Source organism: Kitasatospora sp. NPDC030952, from assembly GCF_055571335.1.
Map to the genome: position 1 here is coordinate 42440 of NZ_JBVIFM010000005.1, position 17709 is coordinate 60148.

General features: G+C 72.2%; 8 protein-coding genes. 3 read left to right on the forward strand and 5 right to left on the reverse strand.

The genetic code is table 11. The annotated features are described in order from the left end of the window. Positions 1-395: 395 nt before the first annotated feature. On the reverse strand, positions 396-5915 hold the full coding sequence (pulA, locus tag ACZ47G_RS11935) for a pullulanase-type alpha-1,6-glucosidase (protein WP_465741544.1): 5520 nt from the start codon (positions 5913-5915) through the stop codon (positions 396-398). Between the two features lie 317 nt (positions 5916-6232). Here pulA and ACZ47G_RS11940 point away from each other — a divergent pair, with 317 nt between their 5' ends. Next, positions 6233-7198: a phosphatase PAP2 family protein gene (locus ACZ47G_RS11940; protein WP_465741546.1), complete on the forward strand. Its 966-nt coding sequence runs from the start codon at positions 6233-6235 to the stop codon at positions 7196-7198. A 96-nt stretch (positions 7199-7294) separates the two neighbouring features. Here ACZ47G_RS11940 and ACZ47G_RS11945 read toward each other — a convergent pair whose 3' ends face one another. After that, entirely contained in the window at positions 7295-10321 is a 3027-nt protein-coding gene (locus tag ACZ47G_RS11945; protein WP_465741548.1) for a bifunctional [glutamine synthetase] adenylyltransferase/[glutamine synthetase]-adenylyl-L-tyrosine phosphorylase, read from the reverse strand. A 160-nt stretch (positions 10322-10481) separates the two neighbouring features. Between ACZ47G_RS11945 and ACZ47G_RS11950 the strand changes: the two genes are divergently transcribed. Further along, complete coding sequence (locus ACZ47G_RS11950; RefSeq protein ID WP_465741550.1) at positions 10482-11636, forward strand: acyltransferase family protein; 1155 nt, start codon at positions 10482-10484, stop codon at positions 11634-11636. Here ACZ47G_RS11950 and ACZ47G_RS11955 read toward each other — a convergent pair. The 3 genes from ACZ47G_RS11955 to glnA all read right to left on the reverse strand — a co-directional run bounded on the left by ACZ47G_RS11955 (position 11597) and on the right by glnA (position 15766). Next, positions 11597-12808: a hypothetical protein gene (locus tag ACZ47G_RS11955; protein WP_465741552.1), complete on the reverse strand. Its 1212-nt coding sequence runs from the start codon at positions 12806-12808 to the stop codon at positions 11597-11599. The two genes, ACZ47G_RS11950 and ACZ47G_RS11955, sit on opposite strands and share 40 nt — an antisense overlap. A gap of 206 nt (positions 12809-13014) precedes the next feature. Then, positions 13015-14235 (reverse strand): hypothetical protein, encoded by a 1221-nt coding sequence (locus tag ACZ47G_RS11960; protein ID WP_465741554.1) that lies wholly within the window; start codon positions 14233-14235, stop codon positions 13015-13017. A 169-nt stretch (positions 14236-14404) separates the two neighbouring features. Beyond that, positions 14405-15766: a type I glutamate--ammonia ligase gene (gene glnA / locus ACZ47G_RS11965; RefSeq protein ID WP_360228084.1), complete on the reverse strand. Its 1362-nt coding sequence runs from the start codon at positions 15764-15766 to the stop codon at positions 14405-14407. A gap of 185 nt (positions 15767-15951) precedes the next feature. Between glnA and ACZ47G_RS11970 the strand changes: the two genes are divergently transcribed. Then, the gene (locus tag ACZ47G_RS11970) at positions 15952-17706 is read left to right on the forward strand and encodes an NAD+ synthase (protein ID WP_465741556.1); all 1755 of its coding nucleotides are present in this window, start codon (positions 15952-15954) and stop codon (positions 17704-17706) included. The last annotated feature ends 3 nt before the right edge of the window (positions 17707-17709 follow it).

Consider the following 17709-nt stretch of genomic DNA (forward strand, 5'->3'; position numbering starts at 1 on the left):
AACTGGGGCAGCTGCACCGGGGGGTGGGGCCCCCTCGTCTGCAGCCGGAGGAATCGTGGCAGCAAACGCATCGTTAATGACAGATGCATGCCACCGATTGGCCGATTATTTACCGAAACCGTATGCACGACGTTCCGTCAGTTGTGTTACGTCATGACGAAGTCTTGAACACGGTTTTCATGCCATCGACAAAGTTCGATCACCACCGGAGGTGACTGACCAGCACTCGGTCCCACCGCCCACCCCACCGGGCCTCCGGCAGCGCCGGACCGGCCCGGCACGTCACAGTTCCGGCCGTGCCACCACCGGATTCCGGCCAAACCCCGGCCGGAACGGAACCGGGCCCCGCACCGCCGGAACGGCGCTGCGGGGCCCGGGAGTCGGGGCCGGCGGAATCAGCCCTGCACGAACACCGCCACGGTCCGGCCCGGCACGGTGAAGGTGCCGGTCGCGGCGTCGAAGCCGGACTGCTTCACCACCCCGTCCACCCCGCCCGCCTGGACGGGGTGCAGCGCCTGGCTCGTCCCCTTCAGGGCCGCCACGGTCTGCGTCTGGGCGGCGGGCGTGGCGTTGAACACCACGGTGACGCCCTTCTGGGCCCCGGCCAGCCCGGTGCCGTCCAGGTGCAGGGTGATCACCCCGGGCGTCTCACCGGGCGTGCCGGAGAGCGGGTACGACAGCCGCCGCTGGACGTCGGCCAGGGTCGGCAGCGAGAACAGCGGCGAGGACTGCTTGATCCGCAGGAAGTCCTGGAACTGCGCGCTGGTCGCCCGGATGTCGGCCGCGCCGACGGTCGACTCCGGGTTGGCCAGCAGGGACTTGGCGGCCGGCCAGAGTTCCTGGTTGTCCTTGGCCATCGGCAGGCCGCGACCCCAGCCGTTGCCCTGCGAGGGGTCCCAGTGGATCGCGTTGAACCAGTCCCCCGAGTCGTAGGAGTTGGAGTCCAGCGACTTGGAGCGCAGCAGGTCGCTGCCGGCCTGGGCGAAGCCCGCGCCCTGGGTGAGCGCGGTCAGCGACAGCCCCAGGGCCTGCATCCGGGCCCGGTCGGCGGGCGGGGTGCCGGCCGGCAGCTTGTACGCGAGCGCGTCGAACAGGTCGGTGTTGTCGTGGGCGTCCACGTACTCCACCGCCTCGCCCGGCTTGGCCGCGTACCCGGTCGGGGCGCCGTTGTAGTCGACCTGGGCGCCGGTGACGGCCTTGCCCGAGCTGTCGGTGAAGGAGTAGCCGGCCAGGTTGCCGGTCAGTCCGACCTTCAGCTGGTCCATCTGGTGCAGCAGCCGGGCCTTCTGCTCCTCCGGAGTGCCGTTCGCGGCCGAGCCGTTGGGGTCGGTGTACAGCCCGGAGGCGAAGCCCTGCTGGGGCGCGGAGCTCAGCATGAAGTTGCCACCGCGGGCGGCGTCGCGGATCCGGTCGTCGAAGGTCGCGATGCCGGTGCCGGCCATGTTGGCCTGGGTGGCCTGCTCGAACCGGGCGTTGTTGGCGACGGTGCCGAAGTTCCAGCCCTCGCCGTAGAGGAAGACGTTCTTGCCGTCCACCCCGTCCGACTCGGGCGTCATCTTCCGCAGCGCGGCCTGTACGTCCAGCATGGTGGACTTCGGGTCCAGTCCCATCAGGTCGAAGCGGAAGCCGTCGACCTGGTACTCCCGGGCCCACAGCGTCACCGAGTCGACCACCAGCCGGTTCATCATGGCGTGTTCGGGCGCGGTGTCGGCGCAGCAGCTGTCCGTGGTCACCTTGCCGTCGGCGTCCAGCCGCTGGTAGTAGCCGGGCACCACCTTGTCGAGGACGGAGTGGTCGGCCTGGCCGCTGGCCGCGGTGTGGTTGTAGACCACGTCCAGCACCACCCGCAGCCCGGCCGCGTGCATCGCCTGGACCATCTGCCGGAACTGCACGGTACGCGCCGTCCCGTTCGGATCGGTCGCGTAGGAGCCCTCCGGCACGTTGTAGTGCAGCGGGTCGTAGCCCCAGTTGTAGGCGTCGTCGGCGGCGACGGCCGCCACGCACTCCTGCTGCTTCGGGCCGTCCGGCGGAAGGGACTTGAGGTCGCAGGCGGGCAGCTTCTGGTCCGCCCGGTTCTCGTGGATGGTGGCGATGTCGAAGGTCGGCAGCAGGTGGACGGTGGTCACCCCGGCCTTGGCGAGGTCCCGGAGGTGCCGCATCCCGGCCGAGTTGGACTCGGTGAACGCCAGGTAGGTGCCGCGCTCGGCGGCCGGGACGCTGGTGTCCTCCACCGAGAAGTCCCGGACGTGGAGTTCCTGGATCTGCTCCTTCGCGGGCGGGACGGCCGCCGGGCGGGGCTGGTCGTCCCAGCCCGCGGGCTTGAGCTCCTTGGCGTCCAGGTCGGCGACCAGGCTGCGCTTGGAGTCGGTGGCGAGCGCCACCGAGTACGGGTCGGTGACGGTGTTGACCACCAGCTGCTGCACCGAGGGCGCCCAGACCTTCACCTGGTACAGGTAGTACTTGCCGTCCAACTCCTTCCTGTCCCGGACGAGTTCCCACACGCCGGTCTCGTCGTCCAGCTTCAGCGGCAGCGTCTTCGGGTTCCCCCCGGTGGCGCTGTCGAAGACCTGGACGGACACCTGCTGGGCGGTCGGCGCCCAGAGCGAGAGCGCGACCTTGCCGTCGTAGTACGCCGGGCCGAAGTCCACCTTTCCGGTCCGGCCGGCGTACAGGTCGTCCAGCACGCCCGGGGTCTGCACCCCGGTGGCGGCCAACGCGGCACCGCTGGGCAGGTGTTCGGTGAACAGCAGCTGGCCGCGCAGCGCGGCCGGGACGCGGGCGGTGTCCCGGGCGTCCACGGTGAAGGCCCGGTAGCCCGCCAGGTGGGGGTACTTGGCCTTCTGGGCGTCGGTGAGCCCGCCCGTGACGGGGGTGAGCCGGATCCACTGGCCCGGCTTGGTCAGCACGCCCTTGTCGGCGCGGATGCCGCCCTGCGGGTCGTAGACCAGCTGGGCACTGGTGCCGCCGGCCAGGGCCTGGTCGGTGGCACCGTAGTTCGCCGGGACGACGACGGTCTTCGCGTCGATCCACTGGGCCTTGGCGCCGGAGAGGTCCAACTGCGAGGAGGCGGCGGGGTTCTGCGGCAGCAGGTAGCCCTCGCGGCCGCCGAGGACCCACACCTCCCGGCCGTTGACGGCGAAGTCCAGCAACTGGTCGGCGGGCAGGTCCTTGTCGTTGCCGTTGTGGAGGATGTAGCTGAGGCTGGTCGCCCCGGGGGCGAGCGGCACCTCGAAGACGGCGCCGAAGGCGTCGCGGCGCACCGGCAGCAGCGGCTTGCCCCAGTCGGTGGGGGTGGCGGCGCCGGTCCAGTCGTGCAGGCCCCAGCCGTCGTAGTTGCCGTCGGCCCGGTTGTAGTGGATGACGGCGGTGCCGGCGGGCGGGCTGTCAGCCGGGCCCGGGTCGGTGGTGCGGACGGTCGGGTCACCCTGCTTCAGCCAGACCTCGCCGGTGGCGCCGACGTCGAGGTGCCGGTCGGCGTCCACGTCCTTGACGCCGTTCTTCTCCACGATGAAGCCGACGTCCGAGGCGCCGGGCTTGAGCCGCACGTACGCGAAGGCGCCGTACGCGTCCCGCCCGGTGAAGGGGTGCCCGGCGGGCCACTGGGTGCCCTCGCCGTCGGCGAGGTCGCCCCAGGCGTAGAGGTTCCAGCCGTCGTAGTCGCCGTCCGGCCGGTTGTAGTGGACGACGGCGTACGGGCGGGCACCGGCGGTGGGCACCGGCGCGGGCGCGGGGGTGCCGGTGGTGAAGCTCGCGGTGGCGGAGCGCAGGTGGCCGCTGGAGTCCTGGACGACGGCCTTGTAGCGCACCACCGTGCCGGGGGCGACGGCGCCCAGGTCCTGCGTCACCGCGTACTTCCCGGTGTCGGCGGTGCCCAGGGTCTGCCAGGGCCCGTTGCCGATCTGGGCGGCGAAGGAGACCCGGTCGAAGCCGCCGCCGTCCGGGGTGGCGCCGATCGTCACGAGCCCGGTGGACCCGTCGGCGGGCGGCTGGACCGAGAGCCGCGGCGCGGCGGCGACCGGGGCGAGCTTGGCGCCCGCCTTGAACACCACGGAGGACAGCGCCGGCACGGTCACCGTCACCTTGCGGTCGGCGCCGCTGGTGATCCGCGAGCCCGCCGACGGGTAGATCGGGTCGAAGCCCATGCCCGCCGAGAAGGTGTCCAGCGTGACGGTCTTCGCCTCGGTGGCGTTGTTGACCGCCACCAGGTACTCGACCTGCTGGCCGGCGTCGATCCGGGAGAAGGCGTACACGCCCGCGCCGTCGGCGGCGTAGCGCTCGATCTGGGCGCCGTCGGCCAGTGCCGGGTTGGCGCGGCGCAGCTCGGCCAGGCCGGCGATGCCCCGGTAGAGCTCGCCGCCCTGCCCGTACCGGTCGGCGGGGCCGGAGGGGCCGCCGAGCACCCGGTCGCCGTTGTACGAGGCCGTCCTGGAGGCGAACATGTCCTGCCGGGCGTCCTTGTCGCCGCCCGCGCCGGTGAAGCCCTGCTCGTCGCCGTAGTAGACGACGGGCTGGCCGCGGGTGAGGAACTGCAGCTCGTTGCCGAGCCGGTCCTTCTTCAGCAGGGTGGCGTCGTCGGCGCCCGGGTTGTCGGCGAGCAGGAAGGAGCCGAAGCGGCCCATGTCGTGGTTGCCGAGGAAGGTCGGCAGCTCGTAGGCGTCGGTGTCGGCGCTGGTGTAGCGGTAGTCCTGGCCGTAGACGTCGGCGAGGTTCCGGGCCGAGCCGCCCTGGGAGACGTAGGAGCGGGCCGCGCCCTGGAACGGGAAGTCCAGGGTGGCCTGGAGCTTGCCCTTGGTGACGTAGGGCGAGGTGACGGCCGGGTCCCCGGAGTAGACCTCGCCGAACATGAAGAACTTCTTGTTGCCCTGCTTGGCGGCGAAGTCCTTGAGCGCGGGCGCCCACTGCTGCCAGAAGGCCAGGTCGACGTGCTTGACGGTGTCGATCCGGAAGCCGTCGACCCCGGTGTCCTTGACCCACTGCTGGTAGACCTGCTCGAAGCCCTTGACCACCCGGGGGTTCTGGGTGTCGAGGTCGTCCAGGCCGTTGAAGTCGCCCTCGGTGGCGGACTCGCCGACGAAGGTGGAGTCGCCCCGGTTGTGGTAGAGCGCCGGGTCGTTGAGCCAGGACGGGGTCTTGGCCTTGGCATCGGCCGGGGTGCGGAAGACCGGGGTGTAGGGGAAGGAGTCCTTGGTGGTCTTCGGCCAGGGGCTGCGGGCGTCGGCGATCGCGGTCTCGTCGACCGGGTTGCCGTCCGCGTCCAGGGTCGGGTAGGCGCCGGTGGAGCGGTAGCCGTGCTGCTGCTCGGCGTCGTCGATGACGTCGGCGGTGTGGTTGGTGATGACGTCGAAGAAGACCTTGATGCCGCGCGCGTGCGCCTTGGCTATCAGCTCCTTGAGCTGCTCGTTGGTGCCGAAGTGCGGGTCGACCTGGGTGAAGTCGGTGATCCAGTAGCCGTGGTAGCCGGCCGAGGCGTCGGCCCCGCTGCCCTGCACCGGCTTGTTCTTGAAGATCGGGGCCATCCAGATCGCGGTGGTGCCGAGGTTCTGGATGTAGTCGAGCTTCTGGATCAGGCCGGCCAGGTCGCCGCCGTGGTAGAAGCCCTTGTCGCTCGGGTCGAGGCCGTTGTCCAGCCGTCCGCCGGTGATGCCACCGGTGTCGTTGCCGGGGTCGCCGTTGGCGAAGCGGTCGGGCAGGACGAAGTAGTACTGCTCGCGGGTGAGGTCGTGCCGCCCGGCGGTGGCCGCCAGCGCGGCGTCCGAGGGCGGGGCCGGCGGGGCGGCGGCGAGGGCCGCGGGGGCGCCGCCGAGGGTGGCGGCGGTCAGCGCGGCGGCCAGCAGCGCGGCCGTGCGGCCGGGTCTGCGCCGGCCGGTGCGCGGTGGGGCGGGGCTCCGCCTGGGGCGGAGCGCGGCATCGGTCACTGAGGGGCTCCCTTAGGGGAAGGGGCGATCGATTTCCCAGGAAGCTAGCGGCCTGCAATATGTTTCAGCAAGATGCAGAAAGGGTTTCGTGCCGGGAACATCCAGGCCGACGGCCATCCCGGCGACCCCGGTTACGTCCCAACGGCGGACGGCGTGACAATGGGACGTATGTCCGTCCCACCGGTAACCACCAGACCCGATCGCACCCCCTACCCCGGTGGGATCCGCCCCCTACCCCTGGAGGGGGACATCCGGTGAAGAATCCACTTCCAGAGGATGAGCAGACGGCTACGAGCGGTCTGGCAGACTTCTCGCCCATGGGGGAACCGACCGAGATCCAGCGAGGCGACACCGGACGCGCCGCCGCGGCCCGCGGTGGCGGTTCCGAGGCAGCCGGGGCCACCGCGGCCCGGCAGCCCGAGGGAGCCACCCGTGCCGCCCAGTCCCGCACCGCCGCCCTGCGCAACCGCGTCCGCGACCAGCGCCGGTCACCGGCCCGGCCGCGGATCTGGTTCGAGCTGGCACTGATCGGGATCAGCTACTGGCTCTACTCGATCGTCCGCAACGCCGTCCCCGAGCAGGAGGCGGTGGCCCAGCGGAACGCGAGCTGGATCTGGGATCTGGAGCACCACCTCGGCATCGCCGTGGAGCGCTCGATCAACCACGCCGTGGACAGCGTCGGTTGGCTCATCACCGGGATGAACTACTACTACGCGACGCTGCACTTCATCATCACGATCGGCGTGCTGGTCTGGCTCTACCGCAGTCACCCCGGGCGCTACGTCGCGGCCCGCACGGTGCTGTTCGTCACCACCGGGATCGCGCTGGTCGGCTTCTACTTCTTCCCGCTGGCCCCGCCCCGGCTGATGACCGACGGCGGCTTCATCGACACCGTGCAGGCCCATCACACCTGGGGCTCGTTCGCCTCCGGTCCGGCCGCGCACGTCTCCAACCTGTACGCGGCGATGCCCTCGATGCACATCGGCTGGTCGATGTGGTGCGGCCTGGCGATCTTCTTCCTCGCCCGGCGGACCTGGGTCCGGGCGCTCGGCCTGCTGTACCCGCTGGCCACCCTGACGGTCATCATCTCGACCGCCAACCACTTCTGGATGGACGCCGTCGGCGGCGAGATCTGCCTGACGGTCGGCTTCCTCGCCGCCCGCTGGCTCTACCACGAGTGGGTGTACAAGCTGCCCCAGGTGCCCGCCCGGGAGGCCGCGGACCAGCCGGTCACCGTCCCCGAGCAGTGGAGCGAGCCGGCCGTCAGCAGCGCCCGGCGCTAGGGTCCGCCCGACGGATCTTGTTGCCGATGCGAGAGGGGCCCCCGGCCGGGGGCCCCTCTCGCATCGGCGGCTCCGGTACGGGCGGCCGCGCGGAGCTCAGCCCGTCCCGTAGAACAGCCGGTCCACCACCGCCCGGGCCCGCCGGGTGGTGCGCCGGTAGTCGTCCACCAGCTCCCCGCTGTGCCCGGCGCCGTACCCGAGGTAGCGGGCCACCCCGGCCAGCTCCCGGGCCTCCCCCGGGAAGCTGTCCCCCGGCCGCCCGCGCACCAGCATCACCGCGGAGCGCACCCGGGAGGCCAGCACCCAGGCCGCCTCCAGCACCTCCGCGTCGGCCGGCTCCACCAGCCCGGCCCCGGCGGCGGCCGCCAGCGCGGCCCTGGTCCGGGTGGTGCGCAGCCCCGGCACCTCGTGCCCGTGCTGGAGCTGGAGCAGTTGCACCGTCCACTCCACGTCCGCCAGCCCGCCCCGGCCGATCTTGGTGTGGGTGGTCGGGTCGGCGCCGCGCGGCAGCCGCTCGGCCTCGATCCGCGCCTTGATCCGGCGGATCTCCACCAGGTCCCGTTCCGGCACCCCGGCTCCCGGGTAGCGCAGCGGGTCGATCAGCTGCCGGAACCGCGCGCCCAGCTCCTCGTCCCCAGCCACCGGCTCGGCCCGCAGCAGTGCCTGGCTCTCCCAGGCGTGCGACCAGCGCCGGTAGTACGCCGCGTACGAGGCCAGGGTGCGCACCAGCGGGCCGCTGCGCCCCTCCGGCCGGAGGTCGGCGTCGACCAGCAGTGGCGGCTCGGTGGACGGCGCGGCCAGCAGGGTGCGCAGCTCGTTGCAGACCGCCTGGGCGGCCTTGGCGGCCTCCTGCTCCAGCGAGCCGAGCAGCGGCTCGTGGACGAGGAGCACGTCCGCGTCGGAGCCGTAGCCCAGCTCGTGCCCGCCGAAGCGGCCCATCGCGATCACCGCGATCCGGGTGGGCAGGTCCCCGTGCTCGGCCTCCCAGCCGGCGACGCAGGCGCGCAGCGCGCCCTGGAGGGTGGCGGCGTTGAGCGCGGTGAGCGCCTCCCCCGCGACGTCCAGGGCCTCGGCCGGGTCCTCGCCGAGCCGGCCGAGCACGTCCGCGGCGGCGGTCCGGAACAGCTCCCGGCGGCGCACCGAGCGGGCGGCGGCCACCGCGGCGCCGGTCGAGCCGGCCCGGCCGACGGCGGCCAGTATCTCCGACTGGAGGGCCGCCCGGCCGCGCGGTACCAGGCCCTGGGGGTCGCCCAGCATGGCCACCGCCTCGGGGGCGCGCAGCAGCAGGTCGGGGCCGAGCCGGCCGGCCGACAGCACCCGGGCCAGCTGCTCGGCGGCGGCGCTCTCGTCGCGCAGCAGCCGCAGGTACCAGGGGGTGCGGCCGAGCGCGTCGGAGACCTGGCGGAAGTTGAGCAGCCCGGCGTCCGGGTCGGCGGATTCGGCGAACCAGCCGAGCAGCACCGGCAGCAGGGTGCGCTGGATCGCGGCCTTGCGGCTGACCCCGGAGGCGAGGGCGCTGATGTGCCGCAGCGCGGCGGCCGGGTCGGCGTAGCCGAGTGCCTCCAGCCGGGCCCGGGCCGCTTCCGGGCTCAACCCGGTGGCGCCGGGCGGCAGTTCGGCGACGGCGTCGAGCAGCGGCCGGTAGAAGAGCTTCTCGTGCAGCCGCCGCACCTCCACCGCGTGCCGCTTCCACTCGCGCTGCAGCGCGGCCACCGGGTCGGAGCGGGTGTCGTCGTTGATCAGTGCGGCGAGCGAGCGGGCGAGCCGGCGCTGGTCCTCCTCGGCGGTGGGCATCAGGTGGGTGCGGCGCAGCCGGTGCAGCTGGATCCGGTGCTCCAGCGAGCGCAGGAAGCGGTAGGCGGTGTCCAGCGAGGCGGCGTCCGCCCGGCCGACGTACCCGCCGCGGGAGAGCGCGGCCAGCGCCTCCAGGGTGTTGCCGCTGCGCAGCGCCGGGTCGGTGCGGCCGTGCACCAGCTGGAGCAGTTGGACGGAGAACTCGACGTCGCGCAGCCCGCCCGGGCCGAGTTTGAGCTGGCGGTCCAGTTCGGGGGCCGGGATGGAGTCGATCACCCGGCGGCGCATCTGCTGCACGTCGGTGACGAAGTTGTCCCGGGCGGCGGCCTGCCAGACCATCGGGGCGAGCGCCTCGACGTAGGCGGCGCCGAGTTCGGCGTCCCCGGCGACCGGGCGGGCCTTGAGCAGTGCCTGGAACTCCCAGGTCTTGGCCCAGCGCTGGTAGTAGGCGAGGTGGCTGGCCAGGGTGCGCACCAGCGGTCCGTTGCGGCCCTCGGGGCGCAGGTTGGCGTCCACCGGCCAGATGGTGCCCTCGCCGGTGGTGTCCGAGCAGAGCCGGGTGAGCGCGGCGGCCAGCCGGGTGGCGGCCTGGACCGCCTCGTGCTCGGCCACGCCCTCGCGCGGCTCGGCGACGAAGATGACGTCCACGTCGGAGACGTAGTTGAGTTCGCGGCCGCCGCACTTGCCCATCCCGATCACCGCGAGCCGGCAGGCCGCGGCGGCCTCCGGGTCCTGTTCGGCGGCGAGGTCCAGGGCGGTCTGGAGGGTGGCGCCGGCCAGGTCGGCGAGTTCGGCGGCGGTCTGGGCGAGGTCGGTGGTGCCGGTGAGGTCGCGGGCGGCGATGGCCAGCAGGCAGCGGCGGTAGGCGATCCGCAGCGCGTTCTCCGGGGAGTGCTCGGTGCCCCGGACGCCTTCGGCGAGGGCGCGGCGGAAGTCCGCCGGGCCGGGGTGCATGTCGCGCAGCTCGAAGGTGACCAGCGCGTGCCAGTCGTGCGGGTGCCGGGCCAGGTGGTCGCCGAGCGCGGTGGAGACGCCGAGCACGCCGAGCAGCCGGTCGCGCAGCGGCTTGGAGGTGGTGAGGGTGTCGCGCAGGGTGTGCCGCTCGGCCTCGTCGGCGGCCTCCAGCAGCCGGGCCAGGCCCAGCAGCGCGAGGTCGGGGTCGGCGGTGGCGCCGAGCGCGTCCAGCAGCACGGGGTCGTCGGCCAGGCCCTCCAGTCCGGGGCCGTCCAGCAGCCGGACCGCCTTGGCGGGGTCGGTGAACCCGCGCCGGACCAGCCTGATCTCGGGCCGGCTGACCCGGCTCCCGGCCCGCTGCTCCTCCACCGCCATCGGCCCCTCCATCCGTCCGCCCCAGCAGGTTACGCGCCCGGGCGGCCGCGTGCCGGGCGTGACCGCCGGGTGGACGGGCCCCGCGCCCACGTGACCTCGCCGCCGCCCCGCTCGTTCACCCGACGCCGCCCGTCCCCTCCCCGCCCTCACGGAGCGCCCGATGCCCCGCCGCCTGCCCTCGCTCACCGGGCTGCGCTTCTGGGCCGCCCTGCTGGTGGTGCTGTACCACCTCTCCCGCAAGGTCGGCGAGCTGCCGCTGCTCAGCCCGCTCGCCTGGTACGGCCGCTCGGGGGTGACGTTCTTCTTCGTGCTGTCCGGTTTCGTGCTCGCCTGGACGTACGACGGCGCCCCGGTCCGGGCCGTGACCTTCGCCCGCCGCCGGTTCGCCCGGATCCAGCCGCTGCACCTGCTGTCCACCGCCCTCTCGCTGGGCGTGGACGCCGTCACCGGCGCGGTGCTGCCGCTGGCCGCCACGCTCTGGTCGCTGGTCCTGGTCCACCCCTGGGCGCCGTCGACGGTGTACGGCGGCAACCCGGCCTCCTGGTCGCTGGGTGCCGAGGCCTGGTTCTACCTGCTGTTCCCGTTCCTGCTGCGGCGGCTCTCCGCCCGCCCGCGCGGCCGGCTGCCGCTGGCCCTGCTCTGCTCGGCGCTCGGCCCCGCCCTGTGGGCCGCCGGCGCCCTGCTGCCCGCCGACCCGGGCCTGCGCGGCTGGCTGCTGGACTACCTGCCGCTGACCCGCACCCCGCAGTTCGTGCTCGGCGTGGTGACCGGCCTGGCCGTCCGGCACGGTCTGCTCCCCCGGCTGCGGCTCGCCCCGGCGGTCGCCGCCGTCCTCGGCTGGCACCTCGTCCTGGTGCCCTGGCACGCCGCCGTCCCCGACGGCCTCTGGTACGGCCCGTACAGCGCCTCGCAGTTGTTCCCGGCCCCGCTGTTCGCGGCGCTGCTGGTGGCGGCCGCCCAGCGGGACGCGGCGGGCACGGCGCCGCGGCTGCTCGCGGGCCGGGCGGCGGTGCGGCTCGGCGAGTGGTCGTACGCCTGGTACCTGGTGCACGAGATCGGCATCCGCTGCTGGCTGGCCGCGGTGGGCCGCCCGGCGCCCGGCGGCGGGACGTTCGCGGTCTGGCTGCTGCTGGCCGGCGCGGGTCTGGCCGCCGCGGCCGTGCTCTACCGCTGGGTGGAGCGCCCCTGCGAGCGGCTGCTGCGCGGCGCCCCGGACGCGGCGGCGCCGCCGCCCCGGACGCTTCCGGGGCAGCGGCGCGACGGAGCGGCGGACCGTCACACGTCCGGTGAGCCGTCCAGGTTGACCCAGGCGTAGAAGACGCCCACGTCGTAGCCGTTCTTCGTGGTGTTGAAGATGGTCTTGATGTCGGTGTCCCCGTCCCGCAGGTACGGCGAGACGTTCCAGGTGTCGGAGTCGTAGCCGAAGTTGTTGCGGAAGTACGGGTTGCGGTTGAACGCGTCGGCCGGGGTCAGCTCCTCGATGGTGGAGTTGAAGGCGTTGTCGGCAGGGTGGTCGGGGTCGGAGAACATCGTCCTCGGCCCGTTGGTGGACTGCACGGCGAGGGTGTCACCGGTCCAGTTGAGATCGCCGTCGTAGACCACCCAGCCCATCTTGGCGGCCGGCGCACCGCTCGCCTGGGTCTGCAGCCCGGGCAGGTCGACCGTCAGCTCGGGGCTGTCCGGCAGCTCGACCTGGAAGCCGTCCCACACGTGGATGTGCCGCAGCGGCAGGCAGTCGTTCTCGTAGGCGACCACGATCGTCCAGCCGCCCCAGCTGTGCGGCTTCACCACCGAGTCCATGTTGGCCACCGTGTAGGTGCCGTTGCCGGCCTGCTTGACCAGCTCGGTGACGTCGGCGGAGGCCTGGTAGCTGCTCTCGTCGGTGGTGGTGATGTAGCCGATGGACGGCTGGTCGTTGGCGATGTTGCGGTACTGGGCCTCGCCCGGGAGCTTCAGGTACACCTCGTCGATCTGGCTCTCCGGCAGCACGGTGTCGCCGATGCCCCGGGTGCCGCCCCAGTACAGCCGGGCGTACTTGACGTTGGACCCGTCGAGGAGGCCCAGGTCGGCGGAACTGGCCGAGTAGATCGCGTCACCGAGCGGGCCGGTCGAGCCCGGGTCGATGTTGACGTACTTCATCTCGTACTTGTTGTTGATCGGCAGCGCGCCGAGCCCCTTGCGGGCGTCCTCACAGGAGACCTGCGCCGGGTCGACCGGCGGCTTGGTCTCGTCGCAGGTCATCAGCGTGTTGCTGATCCGCTTGATGCCACCGTGGAAGTCGCCCTCGAACCGGGTGGTGAAGGGCAGCGGGTTCGCGACGACGACGCTGTCCCGGGTGTGCGGCCCGGACGAGCCGGAGCCGCGGGCGTCGGCGAGGGTGGGAGCCAGCAACTGGCCCGCGACGGCGGCGAGGGCCGCCCCCGCGACGACGGCCCGGCGGGCGATCCGCCGGACGCGCGCGGCACGGCTGGGGGTGGAGGAGGGCATGGTGTCCTCTCGGGAGGTGGTGAGGGAGGCAGACCCATCGGACCACACCTCTCCGTCACACTCTCCTCACGTTCCGCCACCAGGGGGGCGGCCGGCCCGAGATCCACCCACCAGGAGGGCCCGCTGCCGTCCGGTCGAACGACAGCGGGCCCGGGTGGGGTTTGAACCCGGCTCAGGGCGCCGGGAGGCGACGGCCGGTCAGCCGGTCAGCTCTCCGCGGAGCCGTCCAGGTTGATGTAGGCGTAGAAGACGCCGATGTCGTAGCCGTCCTTCTGGGTGCTGTAGATGACGGAGATGTCGGTGTCCCCGTTGCGCAGGAACGGCGAGACGTCCCAACGGTTGGAGTCGTAGCCGAAGTTGTTGCGGTTGTACGGGTTGCGGGCGAACCGGTCGGCCGGGGTCAGCTCCTCGATGGTGGAGTTGAAGGCGTCGTTCGGGGCGTGGTTGACGTCCTGGAACAGCGTCTGCGGGCCGTTGGTGGACTTGAAGGAGAGGGTGTCACCGGTCCACTTGAGGTCCCCGTCGTAGACCACCCAGCCGATCTTGCCGCCGACCGGTCCGCTCTTCGGGGTGTTCAGGCCGCCGAGGTTGATCCGGCGCTCCGGGCTGTCCGGCAGCTCGACCTGGAAGCCGTCCCAGAGGTGGATGTGGCGCATCGGCTTGCAGTCGTTCTCGTAGGCGACCACGATCGTCCAGCCGCCCCAGCTGTGCGGCTTCACCACCGAGTCCATGTTGGCCACGGTGTAGGTGCCATTGCCGGCCTGCTTGACCAGGTCGGTGATGTCGGCGGAGGCCTGGTAGCTGCTCTCCACGTCGGTGGTGATGTAGCCGATGGACGCCTGGTCGTTGCCGATCGCCTTGTACTGGTTCGCGCCCGGGACCTTGAGGTACACCCCGTCGATCTGGCTCTCCGGCAGCACGGTGTCGCCGATGCCCCGGGTGCCGCCCCAGTACAGCCGGGCGTACTTGACGTTGGACCCGTCGATCAGGCCGAGGTCGGCGGAGCTGGCGGAGTAGATCGCGTCGCCCTCCGGGCCGACCGCCCCCGGGTCGATGTTGATGTACTTCATCTCGTACTTGTTGTTGATCGGCATGGTGCCGAGGCCCGTGCGGGCGTCCTCGCAGGGCGGCTGCGCCGGGTCCAGCGGGGCCTTGGTCTCGTCACAGGTCATCAGCGAGTTGCTGATCCGGCTGATGGAGCCGTGGAAGTCGCCCTCGAACCGGGTGGTGAAGGGGAGTTGGTTCTCGGCGACGGTCTCGGCCCGGGCCTGCGGCTTCGACGAGTTCGAGCCCGCGCCGCGGGCGTCGGCCGGAGCGGGAGCGGCCAGCAGCTGGCCCGCGGCGGCGGCCAGGGCGGCACCGACGACGACGGCCCGGCGGGCGAGCAGACGGGTGGCGGCGGCGCGGCTGACGGATGAGGAGGGCATGGGATCCTCTCGGGGCGAAACGGATAGGCGGTCCATCGGACCACAACATTTCGTCACCGGACCGTCACATGCCGTCACCGAAGTTTCGATCCGTCCGAGCTTCACCCATGCGGAGGGCCCGCCGTCACTCTCCCGAACGACGGCGGGCCCGGAGGCGCTTGACCCCGGCTCAGAGCACCTGGAGGTTCTTCCGCAGCTCGAAGGGCGTCACCTCGGAGCGGTACTCCTCCCACTCCTGGCGCTTGTTGCGCAGGAAGAAGTCGAAGACGTGTTCGCCCAGGGTCTCGGCGACCAGTTCGCTGCGCTGCATCAGGTCGATGGCCTCGCCCAGGTTCTGCGGCATCGGCTGGATGCCGAGGGCGCGGCGCTCGGAGTCGGTCAGCGCCCACACGTCGTCGTCGGCGCCGGGCGGCAGCTCGTAGCCCTCCTCGATGCCCTTGAGGCCGGCCGCGAGGGTGACGGCGTAGGCGAGGTACGGGTTGCAGCCGGTGTCCAGCGAGCGGACCTCGATCCGGGTGGAGCCCTGCTTGCCCGGCTTGTACATCGGCACCCGGATCAGCGCCGAGCGGTTGTTGTGGCCCCAGCAGATGTACGAGGGGGCCTCGCCGCCGGCGCCGGCGGTGCGCTGGGAGCCGCCCCAGATCCGCTTGTAGGAGTTCACCCACTGGTTGGTGACGGCGGCCGTCTCGGCGGCGTGCCGCAGCAGACCGGCGATGAACGATCTGCCGACCTTGGAGAGCTGGTACTCGGCACCGGACTCGTGGAAGGCGTTGCGGTCGCCCTCGAACAGCGACACATGGGTGTGCATCCCGCTGCCCGGGTGCTCGGAGAACGGCTTGGGCATGAAGCTCGCGTGCACGCCCTGCTCCAGCGCGACCTCCTTCATGACCAGCCGGAAGGTCATGATGTTGTCGGCGGTGGACAGCGCGTCGGCGTAGCGCAGGTCGATCTCCTGCTGGCCGGGGGCGCCCTCGTGGTGCGAGAACTCGACCGAGATGCCCATCGACTCCAGCATGGTGATCGCCTGGCGGCGGAAGTCGTGGCCCACCCCGCGCGGGGTGTGGTCGAAGTAGCCGGACTGGTCGGCGGGGATCGGCGCGGTGCCGTCGCCGGGCAGGTTCTTCAGCAGGAAGAACTCGATCTCGGGGTGGGTGTAGAAGGTGAAGCCCTGGTCGGAGGCCTTCTCCAGGGTGCGCTTGAGCACGAACCGCGGGTCGGCGTAGGAGGGCGAGCCGTCCGGCATCAGGATGTCGCAGAACATCCGCGCGGTGCCCGGGGTCTCCGAGCGCCACGGCAGGATCTGGAAGGTGGTCGGATCCGGCTTGGCGATCATGTCGGACTCGTACACCCGGGCGAATCCCTCGATCGCCGAGCCGTCGAACCCGATGCCCTCCTCGAAGGCCTGTTCCAGTTCCGCCGGCGCCACCGCGACCGACTTCAGGAAACCGAGCACATCGGTGAACCACAGCCGGACGAACCGGATGTCACGCTCTTCGAGCGTCCGAAGCACGAACTGCTGCTGCTTGCCCATGGGGACAGTCTCACCTCTGCTCTTTACGCGCGTGTTACGCCCGGAAGGCCCCCGAAAGACCTCGTAAAGCGATTGCCCCCATCATGGCCGATCCCCGCGGACCACGGCAGGGCAGACCCCCTCAGCGCTCGCCCCGGACGATCCTCACAGGACATTGTGTCAGTTAGACGATTAGACTTCCGGACATGCCCACTCTCCGTCTCGCCCTGAGCCAGATCGACCCCTGGGTCGGTGACCTCGCCCGCAACAGCGATGAGGTGGTGCGCTGGACCAAGCAGGCCGTGGAGGCCGGCGCCCAGCTGGTCGCGTTCCCCGAGATGGCCCTGACCGGGTACCCGGTCGAGGACCTCGCGCTGCGCCGCTCCTTCGTGGAGGCCTCGCGCGGCGCCCTGGTCCGGCTGGCGGGCCGGCTGGCCGACGACGGACTGGGCGAGGTGCCGGTGGTGGTCGGCTACCTCGGGCGCTCCGAGCACGCCTCGCCGCGGCTGGGCCGGCCCGCGGGCTCGCCGCAGAACTGCGCCGCGGTGCTGCACCGGGGCCGGGTGCTCACCCGCTTCGCCAAGCACCACCTGCCCAACTACGGCGTCTTCGACGAGTACCGCTGGTTCGTCCCCGGCGACCAGCTGCCGGTGCTGCGGCTGCACGGGGTGGACATCGCGCTGGCGATCTGCGAGGACATCTGGCAGGACGGCGGCCGGGTCAGCGCCGCCCGCGAGGCCAGGGCCGGGCTGCTGCTGGTGCTCAACGGCTCGCCGTACGAGCGGAACAAGGACGACCAGCGGCTGGAGCTGGTGCAGCGGCGCGCGGCCGAGGCGGACTGCGCCCTGGCGTACGTCAACATGGTCGGCGGCCAGGACGAGCTGGTCTTCGACGGCGACTCGATCGTGGTCGGCGCGGACGGCGGAGTCCTGGCCCGCGCACCGCAGTTCGAGGAGCACCTGCTGGTCCTGGACCTCGACCTGCCGGCCGCCGACAGCGACCACACCGACGGCCTGCTGCTGAGCGACGGGCTGCACCTGGTCCGCACCGAGCTGAGCGACGAGCCGGCCCCGGCCCCCGCCGGGAGGCCCGCCGCCGGCATCGCGCCCCGGCTGTCCGACGAGGCCGAGATCTGGGCCGCGCTGGTCGCCGGCACCCGGGCGTACGTGGCCAAGAACGGCTTCCGGTCCGTGCTGATCGGCCTCTCCGGCGGCATCGACTCGGCGCTGGTGGCCGCGATCGCGGTGGACGCGGTCGGCGCCGACAACGTGCACTGCGTCTCGATGCCCAGCCGCTACTCCTCCCAGCACTCCCGGGACGACGCGGCCGAACTGGCCCGCCGCACCGGGCTGCACTTCCGGACGGTCTCCATCGCCCCGATGTTCGACGCCTACCTCGGTGCCGTCGAACTCACCGGCCTGGCCGAGGAGAACCTCCAGTCCCGGCTGCGCGGCACCCTGCTGATGGCGATCTCCAACCAGGAGGGGCACATCGTGCTCGCGCCCGGCAACAAGAGCGAGCTGGCGGTCGGCTACTCGACCCTGTACGGGGACTCGGTGGGCGCCTACGGCCCGATCAAGGACGTCTACAAGTCGCTGGTCTTCCGCCTCGCCCACTGGCGCAACGAGGAGGCCGAGCGGCGCGGCGAGGTGCCGCCGATCCCGGAGAACACCATCACCAAGCCGCCGTCCGCCGAGCTGCGGCCGGACCAGGTGGACAGCGACTCGCTGCCGGACTACGACCTGCTGGACACCGTGCTGGCCCGCTACATCGAGGACGACGAGGGCCGGGACGCGATCGTCGCGGCCGGCTTCGACCCGGCCGTGGTGGACCGGGTGGTCCGGCTGGTCGACACCGCCGAGTACAAGCGGCGCCAGTACCCGCCGGGCCCGAAGATCTCGGTCAAGAACTTCGGCCGGGACCGCCGGCTGCCGATCACCAACCGCTGGCGCCGCGGCTAGCGC